This is a genomic window from Ligilactobacillus sp. JN-6 (Y).1 (genome assembly GCF_058111525.1).
In genome coordinates this window covers 287,915-306,461 of record NZ_CM176599.1, presented here as the reverse complement: position 1 = coordinate 306,461, position 18,547 = coordinate 287,915, and the positions used below count along the sequence as shown (strand labels likewise).

The following is an 18,547-nucleotide window of genomic DNA, read 5'->3' as shown; positions in this document are numbered from 1 at the left end:
GGACGGTGAGAGCAGATGGCGGAGAGGTTTGAAGACGGTCTTGGAGCTAAAGTGAGCGAGCATTTGTAAGCCACTAGTGGACGACTTCCAATATCAAGTCGAGATCAGGCAGTGATGTCCTGGTCGATGAGCCGACTAGTGTCGGAAATTAAGGTGGTACCGCGGATGTTCGCCCTTAGGAAATGATTTTTTCCTGAGGGCGTTTTTTATTTAACAAAAAATTTAAATGAGTTGATTCGGAAAGTAGTGTTTGAAACGGTTAACAGAGAGACGATGGTTGCTGAAAGTCGTCACTATTTTGAACATGAAAAATGGCCGATGATCAGGTAACGTGAGCTAACAAATGGTGAGCGTGACCCGCTTTGTCCCCGTTAAAGGACAAACCGCAGATGATTTATTTTGTGGTTATTGAGGTTTGCATGAGTGATCTGCAAACAAATCAGGATGGTAACGCAAATTCCTTGCTTCTGTTGTTTAGTGACAGGAGTAAGGAATTTTTTATTTAAGAGAAAAAGGGGTAATCAAATATGAGTAAAACAGCAATTATTACAGGGGCAGGGCAAGGTATCGGTGAAGCAGCAGCTTATCGTTTAGCTCAAGATGGATTTGCGATTGCAGTTGCGGATATCAACCAGGAGACAGCGCCTGTAGTTGCACAGAAGATACGCGACCAAGGTTATCAGGCACAAGCGTACATTGTCGACGTGGCGGACCGCCAGGCAGTTTTCGATTTAGTCGACCAGGCTGTCGCTGATTTAGGGGAATTAGCCGTTTATGTAAATAACGCTGGTGAAGCTTTCATTGATCCGCTCGTTGATTCTGATCCAGAACAGGTTTCCCATCTATTAGATGTTAATTTGAAGGAACGTTTTGGGGGATCCAGGCTGCAGCTACTCGGTTTAAAGAACAAGGTCATGGCGGTCGGATCATTAATGCTGCGTCATTAGCCGGTGTCGAAGCGTCCGCCCTGCAAAGTGCATATTCAGCTTCCAAATTTGGGATCAGGGGTTTGACGCAATCGGCTGCCAAAGAACTAGCGTCTGACCAGATCACCGTCAATGCTTATAATCCGGGGATCGTGCGGACACCGTTGCGGGATGCGATCGATGCAAAGACTTCTAAAATCAAAGGTTTATCTGTCGAAGAACAACAAGCCAACTGTTTGACAGAGATCGGATTGGGCAGAGAGGGCGTCCCTGCAGATGTGGCTGAAGTGATCGCTTGGTTTGCATCGCCAGCTGCTGCTTATGTGACGGGCCAGTCTTTGCAGGTCGATGGTGGTATGAAATTTCACTAGTGAATGAAGGGGGAGAGTGATCAGATGAGTACAGCATCAATTGCGATCGACCTGCAAAATATCAGCGTGACCTTTGATAAAAAGGGTGATACTCTTAGCGCGGTCGATGACGTTTCTTTGCAGGTTAAACGAGGAAGTATTTATGGTATCGTGGGTTATTCGGGTGCTGGAAAAAGTACCTTGGTCCGCGTCATCAACTTATTGCAGCGGCCGACAAGTGGAACGGTTAGTGTGTCTGGCCAAAACTTGCAAGATTTAAATGATAAGGGTTTACGCAAAGTTCGCAAAAAAATCGGAATGATCTTCCAGCAATTTAACCTTTTGCGTTCCCGGACAGTGTTAAACAACGTGGAGTACCCCTTACTCAGTGAAAAGATCACTCGTGCGAAGCGAAAAGCTAAGGCTAAAAGGTTATTAGATCTGGTTGGGCTGGCAGATTATGCCGCTTCATATCCAGAAGATCTTTCCGGTGGACAAAAGCAGCGAGTTGCGATCGCGCGGGCATTGGCAAATGATCCCGACATTTTGATCAGCGATGAAGCAACGAGTGCCTTAGATCCGCAAACGACCGAGTCGATCTTAAAGCTTTTGCAAAAATTAAATCACGAGTTAGGTTTGACAGTGGTTTTGATCACACATGAGATGCAGGTCATCAAGTCGATCTGTCAGGAAATGGCAGTCATGGAAGACGGACGGATCATCGAACGTGGGTCTGTTGGGAAAGTTTTTGCCCAACCGCAACGGCCACTGACACAAACCTTTATCGAGTCAGCAGCCAATGTTACACAGATGCGGCAACAGATAGTAGATGATGACTTGTTGGAAAATTTGTCTAGTAACGAACGCCTTTTGTATTTGAAATTTTCAAGTCAAGCTACAGATGAATCCGTGATCTCTGAATTGACTGACAAGTTTGGGATCAAAGCCAATATTTTATTTGCCAACGTACAAAAGGTTGCCCAACTTTCACTCGGTTATATGCTGGTGATCCTTTCGGAAGAAAACGGCAGAGTAGGACCGGGGATCACTTATTTAGAAGATGTTGGTGTTACAGTCACAGATATCGCCGCCGAAGAAAGGAGCCAAAAAAATGCTAGCTGAATGGTTTCCAAATGTAGTACAAATATGGCCACAGTTCGTGCAAGCTACCTGGGAAACGATCTATATGACATTTTGGTCGGCCTCGATCGCTGCGGTGCTGGGGATCGGGACAGGGATCTTTTTAGTCATAACTCAGCCAGGCGGGATCGATGCTGATCCACCATTTTATAGTTTCTTAGATAAGGTCGTAAACCTCTTACGCTCGGTACCCTTCATTATTTTGTTGGCGGTGATCGCTCCTGTCACTAAGTACATTGTGGGTACAACTGTTGGGACAACTGCAGCCTTGATACCGCTGATCGTGGGGATCTTCCCGTTTTACGCCCGTCAGATCCAAAATGCCTTATTAAGTATTGAGCCGTCTGTGATCGAAGCGGCTCAGGCGATGGGTTCGAGTCCGACAGAAATTATTTTCCGTATTTATTTGCGCGAGTGTTTGCCGGATATTATCCGTGCGTCAGTCGTTACGATCATCAGTTTATTAGGACTAACTACCATGGCTGGGGCGATCGGCTCTGGCGGTTTGGGCGACATTGCGATCAGCATCGGCTACGCACGATTTGAAAATGATGTGACTTTTGCTGTCTTGTTGGTAATTTTGGTGTTGGTATTTGCGACTCAGATCATTGGCGATCAACTCGCAAAAAAGGTAGCACGTGTTTAAGCCAGCAAGTTTGACAAATGTTAAAAAAAGTCCGAGAGAGGTGAGCGGAAGTGAAAATTAAAAACTGGCTGGTCTTGTTTTCTAGTCTAGTGGTGATCGTTTTAGTTGCGGTCAGTCTACACACTTATAATACTTATAGTGTCAAAAATGCCCCTGACCAAATCACAGTTGGTTCACAGGGTAGCGACTATGATGTTTGGCAACATATCGCGGCGAGTCCTGAGGCGAAGAAATTAAAGTTGAAGATCAAAGTTAAGCAGATCACCGATGGAGTGCAGTTAAATAATGCAACTTCCGAAAATAATGTTAATGTCAATGCATTTCAGTCATATTCATACATGCAAGCCTATAATAAGGAAAATCCGCAACATAAGCTGGCAGTCTTGGGCACGACATACTTAGAGCCGCTTGGCATTTATTCTGATAAGTACGATTCTGTAAAGCAGATCCCAGCAGGAGCAACGATCGCGATTGCTAATAACCCGGCCAATACAGCGCGTGGCTTGTTATTGTTAGAGGATGCGGGTTTGGTCAAGTTGAAGAAGGATTTTGGCTCCTTAGGAAATACTAGTGACATTACTGAAAACCCACGGAACCTAAAATTCAAGCAGATCGACGATACGACTGGACCACGAGTTTTGAACAGTGTGGATGCAGCATTGATCTCAAACACGGTTGCCTTAGAAGGAAAATTGAATGTTTTGCATGATTCTTTGTACCATGAAAAAATCAATCAAAGCACACGTCAAAACATCAATATTTTAGCTACAGCTACTGGCAATCAAAACAAAGGTTCATATAAAAAGCTCATCAAACTCTATCACGAGCCAGCTATTCAGAAGTATATTAAAAAGCAGTATCAAGGAACAAAAATCGAGGTCAAAAAACCTGTCTCTTATTTGAAATAAGTGAGTAACTGAACGAATTTTTCATTCGGAGATGCGAGTGGATAGAACTCGAGTGAAGTCAAGCAAAGTTTTCACCTGTTGCAAGTAAAGCAGATGGAAATCGTCCAAAATCTCTCCACTCCGCACTAAACAGAGTCATACGATCTCTTTCTAGCTGGTCCAGAAAATAACAAAAACGTCCCACACAAGTTAGAAGTGTGGAACGTTTTTTTATTAATATGCACTTATTTTGAAAGACAAGCGACATTCAGGTAAATTCAGTGAATAATTGATATTTTCATTGCCGCGAACGGTCATTTCCATATCGGTCGAATAGAGGACTAAGCCTAACTGGTGGCCCTTAGGCAGATGGTAAAAGGTTGGCTGTAAGTCAAATTCGACATCGTAAAATTGACCAGCTTTTAAATCGTCCGTCTTGTAACTTGCGGTCCTATTTTGCAGGTTGATGTGGCCCTTGGAGATCATCTTAAATGAGGTTTCCTTGGTAAGTTGAAACTCGTTTAGGTCGTCTTCGCGCCAATGGTAACCTTCGCCGATGTTTTTACGGGCTAAGATCCTGGGTGAAACTGCCAGACGTTTGCTGCGTCCATAGTCGACGAGCATCACTGAAAGCATCCCATGATCATGGTCACTTGCGACCCTTAACTTCAGGTGAGCTGTCCCGCGTAATAACTTGTCTTCATCTAGTGGCTGGGACTTGAATTGCAAACGGTTGTTGCTTAAGTCATGGGGATTATCAGCTAAAATGTCATTCCTCCAACCGTCAAAATCGGCACGGTATCTGGCAAACTGGTCTGCCTCCAAATGATCAGAAAATGAAACTTTACCAGTCGTAGTTCCTGCAACACTTGTTAGTTTATCCGGGCTAAAGTACAAGTCATGTTGATCTACATCGTTCTCATCCCAATCTTGGTATGCTGACCATGTTTCTGGTTGGACATTGTCTTGTACCAAAACAGCGGGTAAGATCTCGTCGGCCTTATTATCAACGTCATACAACTTATTTGTTAACCATAAATTGACCATTTCGCTGTAGTCTAACGAACGGAAAGCATTAATGTAAATGTGTTGACCTTGATGGAGGATCAATTTTTTAGTGACTGGTAATTTGGCCAGGGCGTTGTACAAATTGTAGACGTTGCGTGGCTTAACGTTCCAGTCGTTGACACCGTGGACCATCAGCACATCACATTTGACATTTTTAATATCTTTCAAATAATTGCGTGCATCCCAAAAGCTATTGTAATCTCCAGTCGTTCTGTCTTGGTCGCTTGTGATCTTTGCCAATTGCTGATCAAAAAAAGGTTTGACCTTCAGATAGTCAGCACCATCGAGTTGACGACTAAAACACTCTTCGGCTAAGACATCGGCGTCCTCACCCGGAAAACCTCCCGGTGCGATAACTAAACCATTGTCACGATAATAATCATACCAATTGGAAATAGCTGCTTCAGAGATGATCGTTTTTAGGCCTTCCACGCCAGTCGTTGCAGCGGCAGTAGCAAGAGTACCTAAATAAGAACGTCCTGTCATAGCGACTGAACCATTACACCACCAAGCTTTGATCTCTATATTGTCTGTCTTGTTAGTGAAGGCCCGGCGATTGCCAGCCAACCATTCAATGATCGCGATCGTCGATGCCGTTTCTTCGGGACTGCCGCAGGTCCTCACGCCTTGTGAACCGCGTGTGCCGATCCCTGCTGCGTAGACGATAGCGAATCCGCGTGCAGCTAAATAATCATTTAAGGTATAGGAAGATTCGCGGCCAAATGTTTCTTCAGCTTGTTGTGTCGTTCCCATGACCTCACGCTCTGGTAATAATTTTTCAGCAGGTTGCTGGTATTTAATGTCTTCATATTTGAGGTCATTAGGTTCTTTGCGAGCCAATGTGCGATCGACATTGTGCATCATCTTGTCGCCAGCTTCGTCGTTTGTTCCCTGATTATAGGGGCTTGCGGTGTAGACGGCCGGAACTTTTAGGCCATCGTTAGTATCAAACGGACGTAAGATCTCAGCTTTAAGCAGGTCAAGTTGACCGTCATGATCGGTATCAAGACTTGATTCAATGTAGACTACTTCTCTGATCAAATCGTCAGTGGAAAAAACGGGCTGTGATTTGCCGTTGAAAAGTAAAGGTTTTTGTCCAACTGGCAGATCATATAATGGTAGGAAGTAACCACGAGTTGCTAAGTCATCTAGTAAGATCTGACCGTTTTTGCCACGAGTATTTAATAAGTCGTACCAAGCACCGACCAGTTCTTCGATATTGCTGATCTTTGCGTGATAAGCTAAACCGAATTCCTGCATTGTTTGCAAAGGAGATTCGATTTTGAAATCGTCACCGCAAGTAAAGCCAAGCAACTGTAAACCGACTGTGTAAAATGATGCAGCATCAACAGTCTTTTGGCTTATGTATGCCAGAACATCTTGGGTGGGTGTTGCTAAAAGGTTGCTGACCATTTCCTTCAAACTGCTCTTACTTTGAGCTTGAGGGAAAGATTTATAAATAAATGACAACCAGAGGTCATTTAAACTGGTTTGTGGAGTGACTAATTGGTCCAAAAATCCGATCCCTTGAAGCTCTGAGACCTGGGTCCGATAGGATGTTGGTATGCGTGAGTATTGATTGAATTTCATACATTCTCCTTCTTTTCAAAATAGTTATCGTTAACAGCAATTATAACGCAAGTCAGTGGTTTGCGCAGGCTTAGGCAAATGTGGGTGTCTTTACTTTTATGCAAGATAAAGCGGAATAAATAAATCTTTTTGAATGAAACGTTTGCAATCCTAATTTTCTGATGGTATTATAGGCGTGGTAAAAGAATATGGTTTATCTTCAGGGCAGGGTGTAATTCCCGACCGGCGGTAATAGTCCGCGACCCTTATCCTAGTGATGAGGTTGACTTGGCGTGATCCCAAGACCGACAGTTAGAGTCTGGATGGAAGAAGATAGAGTGATTTGGAAAGCAAAAGGACACTCTGTTACCCTGGAAAAAGGTAGCAGAGCTTTTTTATGTTGATAAATTACGTTGAAGATAAACCTCTATTAATTTAGGAGGGGTTTCATCATGGAGCATAGTTCAATTAAAAAGTGGGTCATCGCGGCAGGTCTGGCAGGTATTTCTTATATTCTAAGATTTATCGCATTCCCAGTCATTCCGCTGGTACCATATTTGAAGATTGAATTTGCTGATGTGCCGGTCCTTTTGGGCTTTTTTGCTTTAGGGATCGGTGGCGGTATTGGGATCAATTTGATCCGGTCATTACTATTTTTCATTGTATCGGGGGTTTCTTTACCAAACTTGATCGATGTTTCAACGGAGTTTGTGTCAACTTTGGCTATCTGCTTACCAGTTTATTTGATTTTAAAGGGCAAGGATGATCCGCACGTTAAAGATTATTTATTGGCCGGTCTTGGAGGGACCTTGACACTGACAGTCATCCTAGCATTCGCTAATGTAACAGTTATTATGCCGGCTTATGTTGCTTCTTTAGGAATGAAGTTATCTTTGCCGATCAGCAAGATGGTATTGTATGGTGTAGTTCCATTTAACTTGATCAAAGGTGTTGCTGTAATCGGCGTTTTTGCACTTGCTTATGCTAAGATGCACGGATGGTTGGCGAGTAAAGCGGCTGCGTTAAAAACAGCACATTCTTCATAAGAACTAACAACTCTTCGTCCGATACGGCGGAGAGTTGTTTTTTGGTCATTAAACATAATAAAGTGGACTAGTAAGATACTAGGAGTAGTTTGTTTAGGATCACACGAAAAAATGTCATCTTCTCCCAATTAGGAAAAAACGACATCTTTTTGCTGTTTATAATTTATATCATTTGTCTTGGGCTAGTTTACTATGTTTAAGTCCATAACTGAAATAGATAATGGCGCCGATCACTACCCAAACAGCAAACATGATCCATGTTTCACTAGAAAGCTGGGTCAACATCACAATACATAAAAGTACTGAGATGATCGGTAAAACAGGATAGAAAGGAACTTTGAAGCCGTTTTTGTTTGGGATATCTTTTCGTTTGCGCAAGGGAATGATCCCAGCTGAAACGAAGGTAAATGCCATCAAAGTCCCAATATTGACCAAGTTAGTCAGCTGGTCAAGCGACAGCATACTTCCTGTCACGCTGATAATGATCGTTACTGCGAGCATACTGTGGGTGGGCATATGAGTTTTCTCACTGACCTGGCCCAAAAATTTAGGGAAGAGGCCATCACGCCCGATCGAATAGATCAAGCGAGAAGGACTGTAGATCATCGAGATCATCATTGTAAACATACCTAGCATAGCTCCGACGGAAATCACGCCAGCGACCCAATTTTGGTGGACAAGTTGCAAGGCAAAAGCGACTGGATTGCCGACATCTAGTTTGGTATATTTGACCATACCGGTCAGGACGATGGAGACGAGGATGTATAAAATTGTGCAAATCACCAAAGTACCAATGATCCCGCGAGGCATATTTTTTTCTGGTTGTTTTACCTCGGCGGCAGCTGCAGAGACACAATCAAATCCCAGGTAGGCAAAAAATACCAAGGAAGCACCTGAAAACACGCCCTTTACGCCAAATGGAGCGAAGGGGCTCCAATTAGCAGGTTTGATAAAGAAAGCACCTACTAATAAGAATAGGATAATGATCGCGATTTTGATAATGACCATCAAATTATTCACTTTCATTGAAGTTGAAACACCTCGTGAAAGCAGCAAAAAGATCACCCAGATAATGGCAAAAGCCACGATATTGAAATATGTACCGTGAGCTGGATCAAATGGTCCATTCAAAGCTTGGGGGATATGTAAACCGAAACCTGCAATAAAAGAATTAAAATATGAAGCAAATCCAGACGATACCGCAGCGACTGCCAACATATATTCTAGGATCAGGGACCAACCAAGAAACCAACCGAGACCTTCCCCGAAAATAACGTTGCCAAAGGAATAAGCACTGCCGGCAATGGGTAAGGCAGAAGAAAATTCAGCGTAGCACATGGCTGCAGTTGAACAAACAATAGCCGCGATCACAAATGACAAGACGATGGCAGGGCCACTGTGCACAGCTGCCACGGTGCCTGGAAGGATGAAGATCCCCGTGCCGATCACTGCTCCCACGCCCATAGCGATCAAATCAGATGAGCCCATAGTTTTTTCGAACCTTTTATCTTGGTCCAAGTAGCGGGAGAGATCCTCTTTGCGGGTCACACGTTCTCTTAAACTCATAAGTATGCCTCCAAATAAAATTTCACAACTTCCAATTTAAAATGAGAGTTCTATTAATCTAGGAAGTTGCCAAATCTAAATTTAATATACATACGGTTATATCATAAAGGCATGCATTGTTAAAGAAAAATTAGAAAATAATTTTTTGAAACGAAACAATTTGATTTTGCCAAATATTTAAATGACATCAGATGTCAGAAGTTTAGACCGCGTATAGGTCATTTGGTACACATAAGATATCGAGAATGATAGAATATAGAAAAGCATAGGGGGGAATTTGACATGAAACATGTGGTAGTGATCACCGGAGCGCCAGGGACCGGCAAAACGACGGTCCGTAATTATCTGACTGAAAAGTATGGCATGGAAAAGATCTTGACTCACACAACTCGACAAAAACGGCCTGGCGAGGAGGATGGTGTGGATTATTATTTTGAGACAGATAGTTCATTTTTTGACAATCACTTCCTAGAACATGTTAAATATGATGATAAAAAATATGGTTCCTCGGTTGAGGGGTTACAAAAAGCCTGGCAACTTAATGACTGGACGGTGATCGTCTTGGATACCAAAGGTGCGATCTCATACTTGCAAAAAATGCCAGCAGAAACATTGGTCCTTTACTTAGAAACTTCTGACCAAAAAAGGCAAGCCCGTCGTCTTGCACAGCGTGGCGACAGAGAAGAGTTGATCAAAAAGCGCCTGGAAAGTTCAGAAGCACGACGTGATCTTAAGTTACCCCAAGAATTACACGAACATGCCGAACTTATACTGAATGATGACTGGGAACAAACTAAGCATTACCTGGATGCTTGGTTAATTAAGGTTGGTTGGAAGGTTGCTGCCCCTGATCTGCGAAATTGAAACAATCTTTATTTTTCAGCCACTCTGTGTTATTTAACGATGGGACCTGTTAGTTAACGTGGTTGAATATTCGTGCTACTATACCATAGTAGTAATGATTACTTTTTAAAGGATGTGAATGATTTGATCGCTGATGCAGTTCGGATCTTAAAAAAGAATAATTATAAATTGACCAAACAACGACGCAGTCTGATAGAGTACTTGAGTGATAATCAGCACGAATATTTGGAAGTTACCCAAGTTGATAAACATATGCGTGAAATTTATCCTACGATGAGTTATAACACAGTCTACCGTAATCTCCGTGAATTTGAACAGATCGGAATTATTGAAACTAAAAGCCAGGCTGGCGGCACGATAGTTAAGTATCAGTGCGACTTTAGCAATATGCATCATCACCATTTTATTTGCCGCAATTGTGGTGCTGTCTTTGAACTCGAAGAATGCCCTCTGGATTATTTTCAAGAACAATTGCCCGGCTGCAAGATCGAAGGGCATCGTTTTGAGATCTATGGTATTTGTGACAAATGTCTAGCGCAAGGTGTTTCTTGAGCTTCACATGATAGTATTTCTGTATAAATCGTTAACAGTTTTAAATTTATCTAAGGAAACAGTCTCTTTTGCTCCCTAGTAGAAAAATTATTCTATAATAAGTGTGTGTCAGGTTTTTAGCTGGCAGTTTTTTATATTATATGGTTGGTTTAAATTAATATTTAAATGTTTTAACAGTTAACGGACAAGTTGGGGGGTTCGTAGGCTATTTTTTATAGTCGAGCTCCGCAAGCCAAGCCTTTCCGCTTATCCAAGTCAGGGCCTACACCGCTGAAAAACGCGTTATAGTTCCTGGCTCCGATAATGCTCGAGGCTTAACCGGCTTGCTCCGCTCTGTTTTTAGTCGAGCTACATGAAGCAGAAAGGTTCCGCCTATCCCAGTCTAGTCTTACAGCGCAAAAACCGCGCTATATGACTAGACTACGATAGTGCTCACTTTCTCCCGCTTCACTGCGCTCTGTTTTTATAGTCGAGCTGCGAAACTCAGACAACTCCGCTTATCCAACTTAGACTTCACAGTGCCAAGACCGCACTATAAGGTCTAAGTCCGATAATGCTCATTGTCTCCCGAGTTTCTCCGCTCTGTTTTTAAAGGAGGAAGAGAAGTGTCTAAGAGAACTGCACCGTTTATTACACCGTTTGCTATTTTTTCGGCGGTCCTTGCTCTTGGTGCAACCAATGTTGTTGTTAATACGGCTACTCATTCTTCAGAAGGTAAACCGAGAAGTTCAGTGGTTTCTAGTTCGTCTTCGTTGTCCAGCAGCAGCTCGCTGACTTCAGATGAATCTGGTGAGTCTAATAGTTCTTCAAGCCAGGGCGAAAATTCTTCTTCGGCAAATAGTTCTGCAGAAAGTTCGTCTTCAACTTCTAATGCCAGCTCATCGTCTGCTACAAGTCAAAATGGTAATGACAGTAGCGATGATAGTGATCAAAGTCAAAATGGATCTTCTGCGAATGACAGTAGTACCCAAGATGGAAATACTGGTAATAATACAGGCAACGATAGTAATAATGGTAATTCTGACAATAATACTGGCGCACAACAAACGCCCAATACGCAAGAAGATAGTGAATAGGGAGGGAGGTTAAATTTATGTTTGCTTTATTTCAGACGATTGCCGCCTCGCTTGGCTATGTTAATCTAAGTGCTACGATCAAGAGTCGAGTCTATACGATTTTAGCAACAGGAGGTAACTTTTACCTGTTGTACGTATCGTATCGTTTCTTTAGAAATGGTTTTCCCGGAAGAGGGACCTTGTTTATTCTTGCCTTTTTAGGGATCGCGTACTTTTGTTACTTAAATATCATGTATTATTTTACTGATAGGCAAGCAAAATATGATGTATCACCAAGGATCGAAAAGGCTTTGCATATCGAATCTAAGGATCCTCTAAGCGAAGAAGAAAAAGCTCTGGCACATGTTGGACTTGGTTTTGTCCAAACAAATGGGATCTTTGGCGAAAACGAAGATTTTCTTCCAGCTACTTTGGATATTTCTGATACGCAAAAAAATAATATCCAAGAAATGGCTCAGGCATTACAAGATATTGGCTTTGTTTATGCTAATTATTCTGGAATGACTGATAAACAGATCGCTAAGCTTTCCCAAAACAGCGGCAAGGAAGTTCATAAATTGGTCGAACCAGTTGCTTTACCGTATTTTGGAATGGTTGAAGAACAGCAGAAATTGGTGATCCGTGGGGGTATCAATCAGATGCGCTCAACTGATCTGGCAACGATCGATACCATTGGGCTATTAACGGCAAGTGAGGCCGTTAAGAAGTTTGACGTTTATCTTGCAACTGTAGTCTTAACTGGTGGTCCTGCTAAAAAGCGACTCGTCAAGGGGCAGAAGAGTTTGAACAACCTTATGAAATAGATGTTAAGTTTGCCTATAAAAAGAAAGGTGCTCCGGTGCCTGAATTAGACCTTGGCAAACAAGATGAGCTTGAAGAAGGGGAGAGCGAAGAGAAACCTGCTAGAAAATTTGGACTTCACAAAAAAGAGCAAGCCGCAAAGAAAGATGAGCAAGAATCAAAAGGTAGTGGAGAACAAAAAGATAAGAAGCACTATCTGAGCCGTCGAACAAGACAACAATGATATATTATTTTTAGTTGCTTATTTGACACAGTGATGTTAGGTTTCATTTTAGAAATTTAGATAAATTAATTCCCTTTGTTTATCAAAAATTAACTGATAACAAGGGATTTTTTATCGTTTAAGGGCTAATAACTTATAGTGAAGACATTTGACATGATGTCAATTTTCCTTCAAAAAAGAGCTAATGTTCGTGAATGTATGAAGATTGTATATATTCAAATTTTGTAAATCCTTTAACAACAGTAGTTGTAAGCGCTAACAATATATGAAAATTAGTAAGCCCCCTGAGTATTTTCTTGCTTTTCTTGTTTTTTTTCTATAAAATTATTAGTGTTACTAGACACAAAGTTCAGACTTTGTAAAAATTGAAACGAAAGCAGGCGATAGATATGGCAATGATCGAATTTAATAAAGTGAATAAATTTTATGGCGACTTTCATGCTTTAAAAGATATCGATTTGAAGGTCAATCAAGGTGAGGTCGTTGTTGTGATCGGTCCATCTGGTTCTGGAAAAAGTACTTTGATCAGGACGGTCAATGGACTAGAAGGTTTTTCATCTGGCCAATTGCTCGTTAATGGGATGGATCTTTCAAGTAAAAAAGCGGATCTAAATACACTCCGCCGTGATGTTGGAATGGTTTTCCAGCATTTTAACCTGTATGACAACAAAACAGTTTTAGAAAACGTCATGTTGGCACCGCGTTTGGTCCTTAAGCGTGACGAAAAAGAAAATAAAGAGATCGCGATGAATTATCTTGACTTAGTTGGTTTGACCTCCAAAGTTGATTCCAAACCACGCCAGTTATCTGGTGGGCAAAAACAACGGGTGGCTATCGCTCGGTCATTGGCAATGCGCCCCAAAGTAATGTTGTTTGATGAACCAACTAGTGCTTTGGACCCGGAAATGATCGATGATGTTTTGAATGTTATCAAGAAGATCGTACAGACGACGGATATGACGATGGTCGTAGTGACTCATGAAATGGGATTTGCTCGCGAAGTAGCCGACCGTGTGGTTTTTATCGATGATGGAGTGATAGTTGAAGATGATCCGACAGAAGAATTTTACAATCATCCAACTGAAGAACGTGCACGTCAATTCTTAAGCAAGATCATCGTGCACAAATAGGGGGGAGCAAGCATGTCAAAATGGTTCAAAAGGGTACTTACTTTACTGGTACCAGTTTTCTTGGTGACCGTGCTTGCTGGCTGTGCTGAAAAAAAACCAGATAATGTTTACGAAAGTACGAAGGAAACTAAAAAGATCGTTTGGGGCGTTAAAGCTGATACGCGTCTGTTTGGTTTAATGAACGTGAAAACTGGTAATATTGACGGTTTTGACGTTGATCTGGCTAAAGCATTGACCAAGCAAATGTATGGTAAAGATGCTCAAGCAGAGTTTGTACAAACGACTGCCAAGACGAAGGTACCGTTGCTCAAGAATGGTAACATCGATGCTGTTGCAGCTGCGATGACGATCACTGATGAACGTAAGAAGATCATCAACTTTACGCAACCTTATTTCGGTGCCGGCCAATCTTTGTTAGTCAAAAGAGGCAGCTCGATCAAAACGATCCGCGATCTTAATAAGACGGGAACTAAAGTCATGGCCGTTAAGGGAACGACTGCGGTCGATAATGTGCATAAGTATGCTCCGAAAGCCAGGGTCTTAGAATTAGATGATTACGCCCAGGCATTCACTGCTCTCAAGTCGGGGCAAGGGACCGCAATGACGACTGATAATGGTATTTTGTATGGTATCGCTAAAGAAAATCCAGACTATGAAGTTGTTAGCGGCACCTTTACCAATGAACCTTACGGCTTAGCTGTAGATAAGGGTCAAGATGAAATGCGCGATCATTTGAATAAGGCCTTAAATGAGCTCCGGGCAAACGGAACATACAAACGTTTGGTAGCAAAATGGTTTGGCGGTATTCCTGGCTTTGATGTTAAGGAGGTGGAAGAACCATGATCCAAGTTTTAATTAATAACTGGTCGACCCTATTAACTGGGTTTGGCAATACTTTGCTGGCTAGTGTGATCGCCTTGTTCTTCTCACTGATCATTGGAGCAGGTTTTGCGATCATAGAAACAGTACCGAGCAAACTTGCCCGCGGGATAGCCCATGCATATATTGAAATTTTTCGGAATATTCCTTTACTGGTCATAACTATGTTCTTTTATGTGGTTATCCCACAATATGTCGCTCCAATGTCTGGCTTTGCAGCCGGGACAGTAGGCTTGACCTTGTACACTTCTTCTTTTATCGCCGAGACGGTCCGGGCTGGGATCCAGTCTGTTGACCCTGGACAAATGGAAGGTGCTCGTTCTAATGGGATGACATATTGGCAAGCAATGCGTTATATCGTGTTGCCTCAAGCTTTCCGTTTAGTGATCCCACCTTTGGGAAATCAGTTTATCAACCTGATCAAAAACTCTTCAGTTTTGGCTTTCGTGGCTGGATTTGATTTGATGTATCGGGGAGATGCTTTGGCATCAGCAACTTTTGACACGTTTAATACTTACTTAGTCGTAGGGGTCTTTTATTTGATCTTGACTTTGCCATTAAGTTATTACATGCGTCATCTCGAAAAGAAATTAGCCTAGGGGGTGAGAAAAGATGTCTATTTTAAGTCAAGCTTATTCGTGGATCAACATTAAGTTTTTACTAGCAGGTTTGGGCATTACGCTTGAAGTTTCGTTTATCTCGATCGTTTTGAGTTTCGTGATCGGATTGATCCTTGGTATCATTCGCTATGTTGGTTTCAAGTATGTTTCGGCGTTTGTAGGTTTTGTGATCGATATCCTGCGTAACTTACCGTTGCTGCTGATCATCTTTTTCACCTACTTTGCTTTGCCGAGGACGGGTCTGCGGATGTCACCGATGTCTGCTGCGATCACAGCTTTGGTTGTCTTTGAGTCAGCGATGTTGGCTGAGATCGTTCGTAGTGGGATCATTGCGGTCGATCCTGGACAAATGGAAGGTGCGCGTTCGACTGGGATGTCATACTGGCAGGCTATGCGGCATATCATTTTACCGCAAGCTTTGCTAAAGATGATCCCGCCATTGGTTTCGCAGTTCATTTCATTGGTCAAAGATACATCGTTGGCAACGATCATCGTGCTGCCAGAATTGCTTTATCGTGCCCAGATAATTTATGGGCAGGATACCAGGTATATGCTGCCGATGTACTTGATCATCGCTGTCATGTACTTCATAGTCTGTTACGCTTTATCCATAGTCGCAAGGAGAATGGAAAAACGCTTTGGCTAGACCCCTAGAAGTTGATCATAACTAAAAATTTAGGAATACTAAAATAAAGCTGCTTATTCTAACTAGGATAGGGCAGTTTTTTTCTTAGCTAAAATTATAGCTTTAAAATGATGAACTGCTAAAAACAGCTGAAGATCAAGCTGAGAGTGTTAAGCATTAAAAGTGAGGCAGATGATAACGACTGATAGTTTCAAATTTGTAATGCATCTTACTGATATTCGTTTATGAGGATTTTTGTGTGATCTGCTGAAAAATCTCATTTTTAGCCCAAAGAAAATTGCGCATTTTTCTTGGGCTAAACGCCTAAAATAAGGATAAATTTAAATTTAGCTTGAAAAGCACAGCTGATTTTCTTATAATAAATAACATAAAATTATCATATTATTTTAATCTTTGTTATGAATACATATTCGAGAGAGGTGAAATCATGGATTTGATTGTAAATCCCAGACTAACTAAAAAAGAGATCACCGTGCTCTATGACTCAGTCGGATGGCAAAAGGACGTTGAAAATATAGATAACTTAAAAAAAGGATTAAAGAAGTCTTTTGTGATCGCAGCTTATGAAGGGGAGAGGCTAGTTGGGATGGTCCGTGCTTTAAGTGATTTTTCGACGGTCGTTTACGTTCAGGATCTCTTGGTTTGCCCCGAATTTCAGGGAAAACGGATCGGTAAAACTTTAATGCTGCACCTGTTAAATTATTTTGGAGCGGTCGGTCAGATCATGGTTGCAGCAAAACCTAATAATGACGCACGTAAGTTTTTCCATTACCTAGGTTTTCAAGAAGGTAGTGATAACCACTTATCTGCGTATTTCATGGACCGAAGAGTTCGTTAAAGAGAATAAAAAAGAAGTAACGTGTTGAAGTACCTCATAATTGTTAGAAATAGAAACTAACAATTATGAGGTACTTCATTTTTCTGCGCTACTTCTTCTTTGTCTAAGCTTTTTCAAATTTCTGCAAAATGCTAGCAGTTGTGGGCGAGACTTCTGCCGTAATGACGGTTCCTTCTGTCGTATAATCTGTTTTTAAAACGCTGGAATTATTGTTTAATTGTTCCAAGTATTTACCTTGATCAAATGGTATCAGGTAAGTTTTAGTGATAAAATCGGCAAATAACTTTTCTTTCACCATTTTGATCAGTAGTTGTAAAGACTCATCATCTTGTGCACTGTATGTGATCTGATCTCCTGCTATTTCTGGATAGCGTAACTGTGGGTCCATGTCAGCCTTGTTAAACGCATAGATCATTGGTATCCCTGAAACTCCGATCTCCTGCAAAGTTTTCTCAGTTGTTTTGACCATTTCCTTGGCGTGTGGATCAGAAACATCGATCACTTGTACTAAAAGGTCTGCTTGAGCTGCTTCTGCCAAGGTGGTTTTGAAAGCTTCGACTAGTTGGTGGGGTAGGGATGAAACAAAACCGACCGTATCGCTGAGTAAGAGCTCTTTATTGTCTTCAAACTGGATTTTACGGACGGATGTGTCCAAAGTTGCAAAGAGCATGTTTTTTTCAATGACTTGTTTTTCTGAGTCTTGCTTCGTCAAACGCAGGAGGCCGTTCATAGTCGTGGATTTGCCGGCGTTCGTGTATCCGACCAGTGCGACTGTTTTTAAGCCGGAACGATCGCGTGCTTTACGTTTAGTTCGTTCTTCTTGTTCGACCTCTTTAAGTTGATGCCGCAAATGAGTGATCTGATTTTGAATAGTCCGCCGATTTAATTCCATTTGTGTTTCACCAGCACCACGACTGGTAAAGCTACCACCACTCCCGGCAGTTTGTTGGTCAAACCGATTTAAGCTGGAAGTCCGCAAGCGAGGCAGGCGATATTGCAATGAAGCGATCTGTACTTGCAGTTTTGCCTCACGGGTATGTGCACGGCGGGCAAAGATCTCCAAGATAAGTGCCGTTCGATCGATGACAGTCAACCCTGTTTCATCTTCGATATTTCTTAGTTGCGTAGGCGTCAATTCATCGTTGACGATCAGATCGATAGCTTCTGCTGCTTGGGCGGCGTTTTTGATCTCATTTAATTTGCCACTGCCGAAATAGCTGGCAGCGACCGGTTTATCTAATTTTTGGGTAATAGTTACTTGTGGACTAATAGTTGCGGCTTCGGTCAAGGCTGCTAACTCACTCATTGTATATTCAAAATTCTCATGTCCATTATCGATTCCTGCAAGAATTGCACGATCCATATATTTTCCTCCATTCGTACTTCATAGCCATTATAACATTTACTTTGTTTTCTTTGGCTGCAAAAGAAAATAAAGGTGCGGCAGTTTTGGCGGATAATCACTAGCAAACTCTAAGAAAGTTTGCCTAGCGCATGAAAGGAAAATAAGAAACTAAGAGATATTCGACTGCGCACATGCAATATTAAAACGTTCACAATTGTTCACATTTTCGAAAAATGAGAAAAAATAAGGCCCTTATACCGCGTAAAACGGACGCTTATGCGAAACATCAAAAATAAATATTAAAAAAATTAGAGTGTACTCTTGATTTTAATATCAATTTCATATAAAATTTATACAACGTTGAGAGAGATATGT

At 41.9% G+C, this 18,547-nt stretch carries 17 protein-coding genes, 1 pseudogene and 1 riboswitch; of the genes and pseudogenes, 15 read left to right on the top strand and 3 right to left on the bottom strand.

Features of this window, described 5'->3' with window-relative positions:
- Positions 1-527 precede the first annotated feature (527 nt).
- The 4 genes and pseudogenes from AC3XNE_RS01510 (at position 528) to AC3XNE_RS01495 (ending at position 3,970) form a co-directional block, all read left to right on the top strand.
- Positions 528-1,297: pseudogene (locus tag AC3XNE_RS01510) on the top strand (acetoin reductase).
- Between the two features lie 24 nt (positions 1,298-1,321).
- Positions 1,322-2,398 carry a methionine ABC transporter ATP-binding protein gene (locus AC3XNE_RS01505; protein WP_489832495.1) on the top strand — a complete coding sequence of 359 codons (1,077 nt, stop codon included), beginning with the start codon at positions 1,322-1,324 and terminating at the stop codon, positions 2,396-2,398.
- Positions 2,388-3,062: a methionine ABC transporter permease gene (locus tag AC3XNE_RS01500; RefSeq protein WP_489832493.1), complete on the top strand. Its 675-nt coding sequence runs from the start codon at positions 2,388-2,390 to the stop codon at positions 3,060-3,062. Before AC3XNE_RS01505 ends, AC3XNE_RS01500 begins: the two co-directional genes overlap by 11 nt.
- A 50-nt stretch (positions 3,063-3,112) precedes the next feature.
- Entirely contained in the window at positions 3,113-3,970 is an 858-nt protein-coding gene (locus AC3XNE_RS01495) for a MetQ/NlpA family ABC transporter substrate-binding protein (RefSeq protein WP_489832491.1), read from the top strand.
- Between the two features lie 213 nt (positions 3,971-4,183).
- On the opposite strand, the gene AC3XNE_RS01490 is transcribed toward AC3XNE_RS01495, so the two are convergent.
- Positions 4,184-6,607, bottom strand: coding sequence for a Xaa-Pro dipeptidyl-peptidase (locus tag AC3XNE_RS01490; protein ID WP_489832490.1), 2,424 nt, complete (start codon positions 6,605-6,607; stop codon positions 4,184-4,186).
- A 191-nt stretch (positions 6,608-6,798) separates the two neighbouring features.
- Positions 6,799-6,925, top strand: a riboswitch (FMN riboswitch).
- A 113-nt stretch (positions 6,926-7,038) separates the two neighbouring features.
- Here AC3XNE_RS01490 and AC3XNE_RS01485 point away from each other — a divergent pair.
- Positions 7,039-7,632 carry an ECF transporter S component gene (locus AC3XNE_RS01485; RefSeq protein ID WP_489832489.1) on the top strand — a complete coding sequence of 198 codons (594 nt, stop codon included), beginning with the start codon at positions 7,039-7,041 and terminating at the stop codon, positions 7,630-7,632.
- A 168-nt stretch (positions 7,633-7,800) separates the two neighbouring features.
- On the opposite strand, the gene AC3XNE_RS01480 is transcribed toward AC3XNE_RS01485, so the two are convergent.
- Positions 7,801-9,198 carry an APC family permease gene (locus AC3XNE_RS01480; RefSeq protein ID WP_489832488.1) on the bottom strand — a complete coding sequence of 466 codons (1,398 nt, stop codon included), beginning with the start codon at positions 9,196-9,198 and terminating at the stop codon, positions 7,801-7,803.
- A 282-nt stretch (positions 9,199-9,480) separates the two neighbouring features.
- Here AC3XNE_RS01480 and AC3XNE_RS01475 point away from each other — a divergent pair, with 282 nt between their 5' ends.
- The 10 genes from AC3XNE_RS01475 to AC3XNE_RS01430 all read left to right on the top strand — a co-directional run bounded on the left by AC3XNE_RS01475 (position 9,481) and on the right by AC3XNE_RS01430 (position 16,827).
- The gene (locus AC3XNE_RS01475) at positions 9,481-10,062 is read left to right on the top strand and encodes a guanylate kinase (RefSeq protein ID WP_489832487.1); all 582 of its coding nucleotides are present in this window, start codon (positions 9,481-9,483) and stop codon (positions 10,060-10,062) included.
- Between the two features lie 123 nt (positions 10,063-10,185).
- Complete coding sequence (locus AC3XNE_RS01470; RefSeq protein WP_489833353.1) at positions 10,186-10,614, top strand: Fur family transcriptional regulator; 429 nt, start codon at positions 10,186-10,188, stop codon at positions 10,612-10,614.
- 605 nt (positions 10,615-11,219) lie between these two features.
- The gene (locus tag AC3XNE_RS01465) at positions 11,220-11,690 is read left to right on the top strand and encodes a hypothetical protein (protein WP_489832486.1); all 471 of its coding nucleotides are present in this window, start codon (positions 11,220-11,222) and stop codon (positions 11,688-11,690) included.
- 17 nt (positions 11,691-11,707) lie between these two features.
- Positions 11,708-12,493, top strand: coding sequence for a DUF6681 family protein (locus AC3XNE_RS01460; protein WP_489832485.1), 786 nt, complete (start codon positions 11,708-11,710; stop codon positions 12,491-12,493).
- A 35-nt stretch (positions 12,494-12,528) separates the two neighbouring features.
- Entirely contained in the window at positions 12,529-12,714 is a 186-nt protein-coding gene (locus AC3XNE_RS01455) for a hypothetical protein (protein WP_489832484.1), read from the top strand.
- Between the two features lie 389 nt (positions 12,715-13,103).
- Positions 13,104-13,844, top strand: a complete 741-nt coding sequence (locus AC3XNE_RS01450; protein WP_489832483.1) for an amino acid ABC transporter ATP-binding protein — start codon at positions 13,104-13,106, stop codon at positions 13,842-13,844.
- A gap of 12 nt (positions 13,845-13,856) precedes the next feature.
- Positions 13,857-14,687, top strand: a complete 831-nt coding sequence (locus tag AC3XNE_RS01445) for a transporter substrate-binding domain-containing protein (protein WP_489832482.1) — start codon at positions 13,857-13,859, stop codon at positions 14,685-14,687.
- Positions 14,684-15,322, top strand: coding sequence for an amino acid ABC transporter permease (locus AC3XNE_RS01440; protein ID WP_489832481.1), 639 nt, complete (start codon positions 14,684-14,686; stop codon positions 15,320-15,322). The genes AC3XNE_RS01445 and AC3XNE_RS01440 overlap by 4 nt, the downstream gene beginning before the upstream one ends.
- 13 nt (positions 15,323-15,335) lie before the next feature.
- Positions 15,336-15,989: an amino acid ABC transporter permease gene (locus tag AC3XNE_RS01435; protein WP_489832479.1), complete on the top strand. Its 654-nt coding sequence runs from the start codon at positions 15,336-15,338 to the stop codon at positions 15,987-15,989.
- Positions 15,990-16,416: 427 nt separating this feature from the next.
- A complete protein-coding gene (locus tag AC3XNE_RS01430; RefSeq protein WP_489832478.1) occupies positions 16,417-16,827 on the top strand; it encodes a GNAT family N-acetyltransferase in 411 nt (136 codons plus the stop codon).
- A 103-nt stretch (positions 16,828-16,930) separates the two neighbouring features.
- On the opposite strand, the gene hflX is transcribed toward AC3XNE_RS01430, so the two are convergent.
- Positions 16,931-18,190, bottom strand: coding sequence for a GTPase HflX (gene hflX / locus AC3XNE_RS01425; RefSeq protein WP_489832477.1), 1,260 nt, complete (start codon positions 18,188-18,190; stop codon positions 16,931-16,933).
- Between the last annotated feature and the right edge of the window lie 357 nt (positions 18,191-18,547).

Coding starts and splice junctions, on each gene's coding strand:
- AC3XNE_RS01505 (WP_489832495.1), top strand. CDS start 1,322: ATGAGTACAGCATCAATTGCGATCGACCTGCAAAATATCAGCGTGACC.
- AC3XNE_RS01500 (WP_489832493.1), top strand. CDS start 2,388: ATGCTAGCTGAATGGTTTCCAAATGTAGTACAAATATGGCCACAGTTC.
- AC3XNE_RS01490 (WP_489832490.1), bottom strand. CDS start 6,607: ATGAAATTCAATCAATACTCACGCATACCAACATCCTATCGGACCCAG.
- AC3XNE_RS01485 (WP_489832489.1), top strand. CDS start 7,039: ATGGAGCATAGTTCAATTAAAAAGTGGGTCATCGCGGCAGGTCTGGCA.
- AC3XNE_RS01480 (WP_489832488.1), bottom strand. CDS start 9,198: ATGAGTTTAAGAGAACGTGTGACCCGCAAAGAGGATCTCTCCCGCTAC.
- AC3XNE_RS01475 (WP_489832487.1), top strand. CDS start 9,481: ATGAAACATGTGGTAGTGATCACCGGAGCGCCAGGGACCGGCAAAACG.
- AC3XNE_RS01460 (WP_489832485.1), top strand. CDS start 11,708: ATGTTTGCTTTATTTCAGACGATTGCCGCCTCGCTTGGCTATGTTAAT.
- AC3XNE_RS01450 (WP_489832483.1), top strand. CDS start 13,104: ATGGCAATGATCGAATTTAATAAAGTGAATAAATTTTATGGCGACTTT.
- AC3XNE_RS01445 (WP_489832482.1), top strand. CDS start 13,857: ATGTCAAAATGGTTCAAAAGGGTACTTACTTTACTGGTACCAGTTTTC.
- AC3XNE_RS01440 (WP_489832481.1), top strand. CDS start 14,684: ATGATCCAAGTTTTAATTAATAACTGGTCGACCCTATTAACTGGGTTT.
- AC3XNE_RS01435 (WP_489832479.1), top strand. CDS start 15,336: ATGTCTATTTTAAGTCAAGCTTATTCGTGGATCAACATTAAGTTTTTA.
- AC3XNE_RS01430 (WP_489832478.1), top strand. CDS start 16,417: ATGGATTTGATTGTAAATCCCAGACTAACTAAAAAAGAGATCACCGTG.
- hflX (WP_489832477.1), bottom strand. CDS start 18,190: ATGGATCGTGCAATTCTTGCAGGAATCGATAATGGACATGAGAATTTT.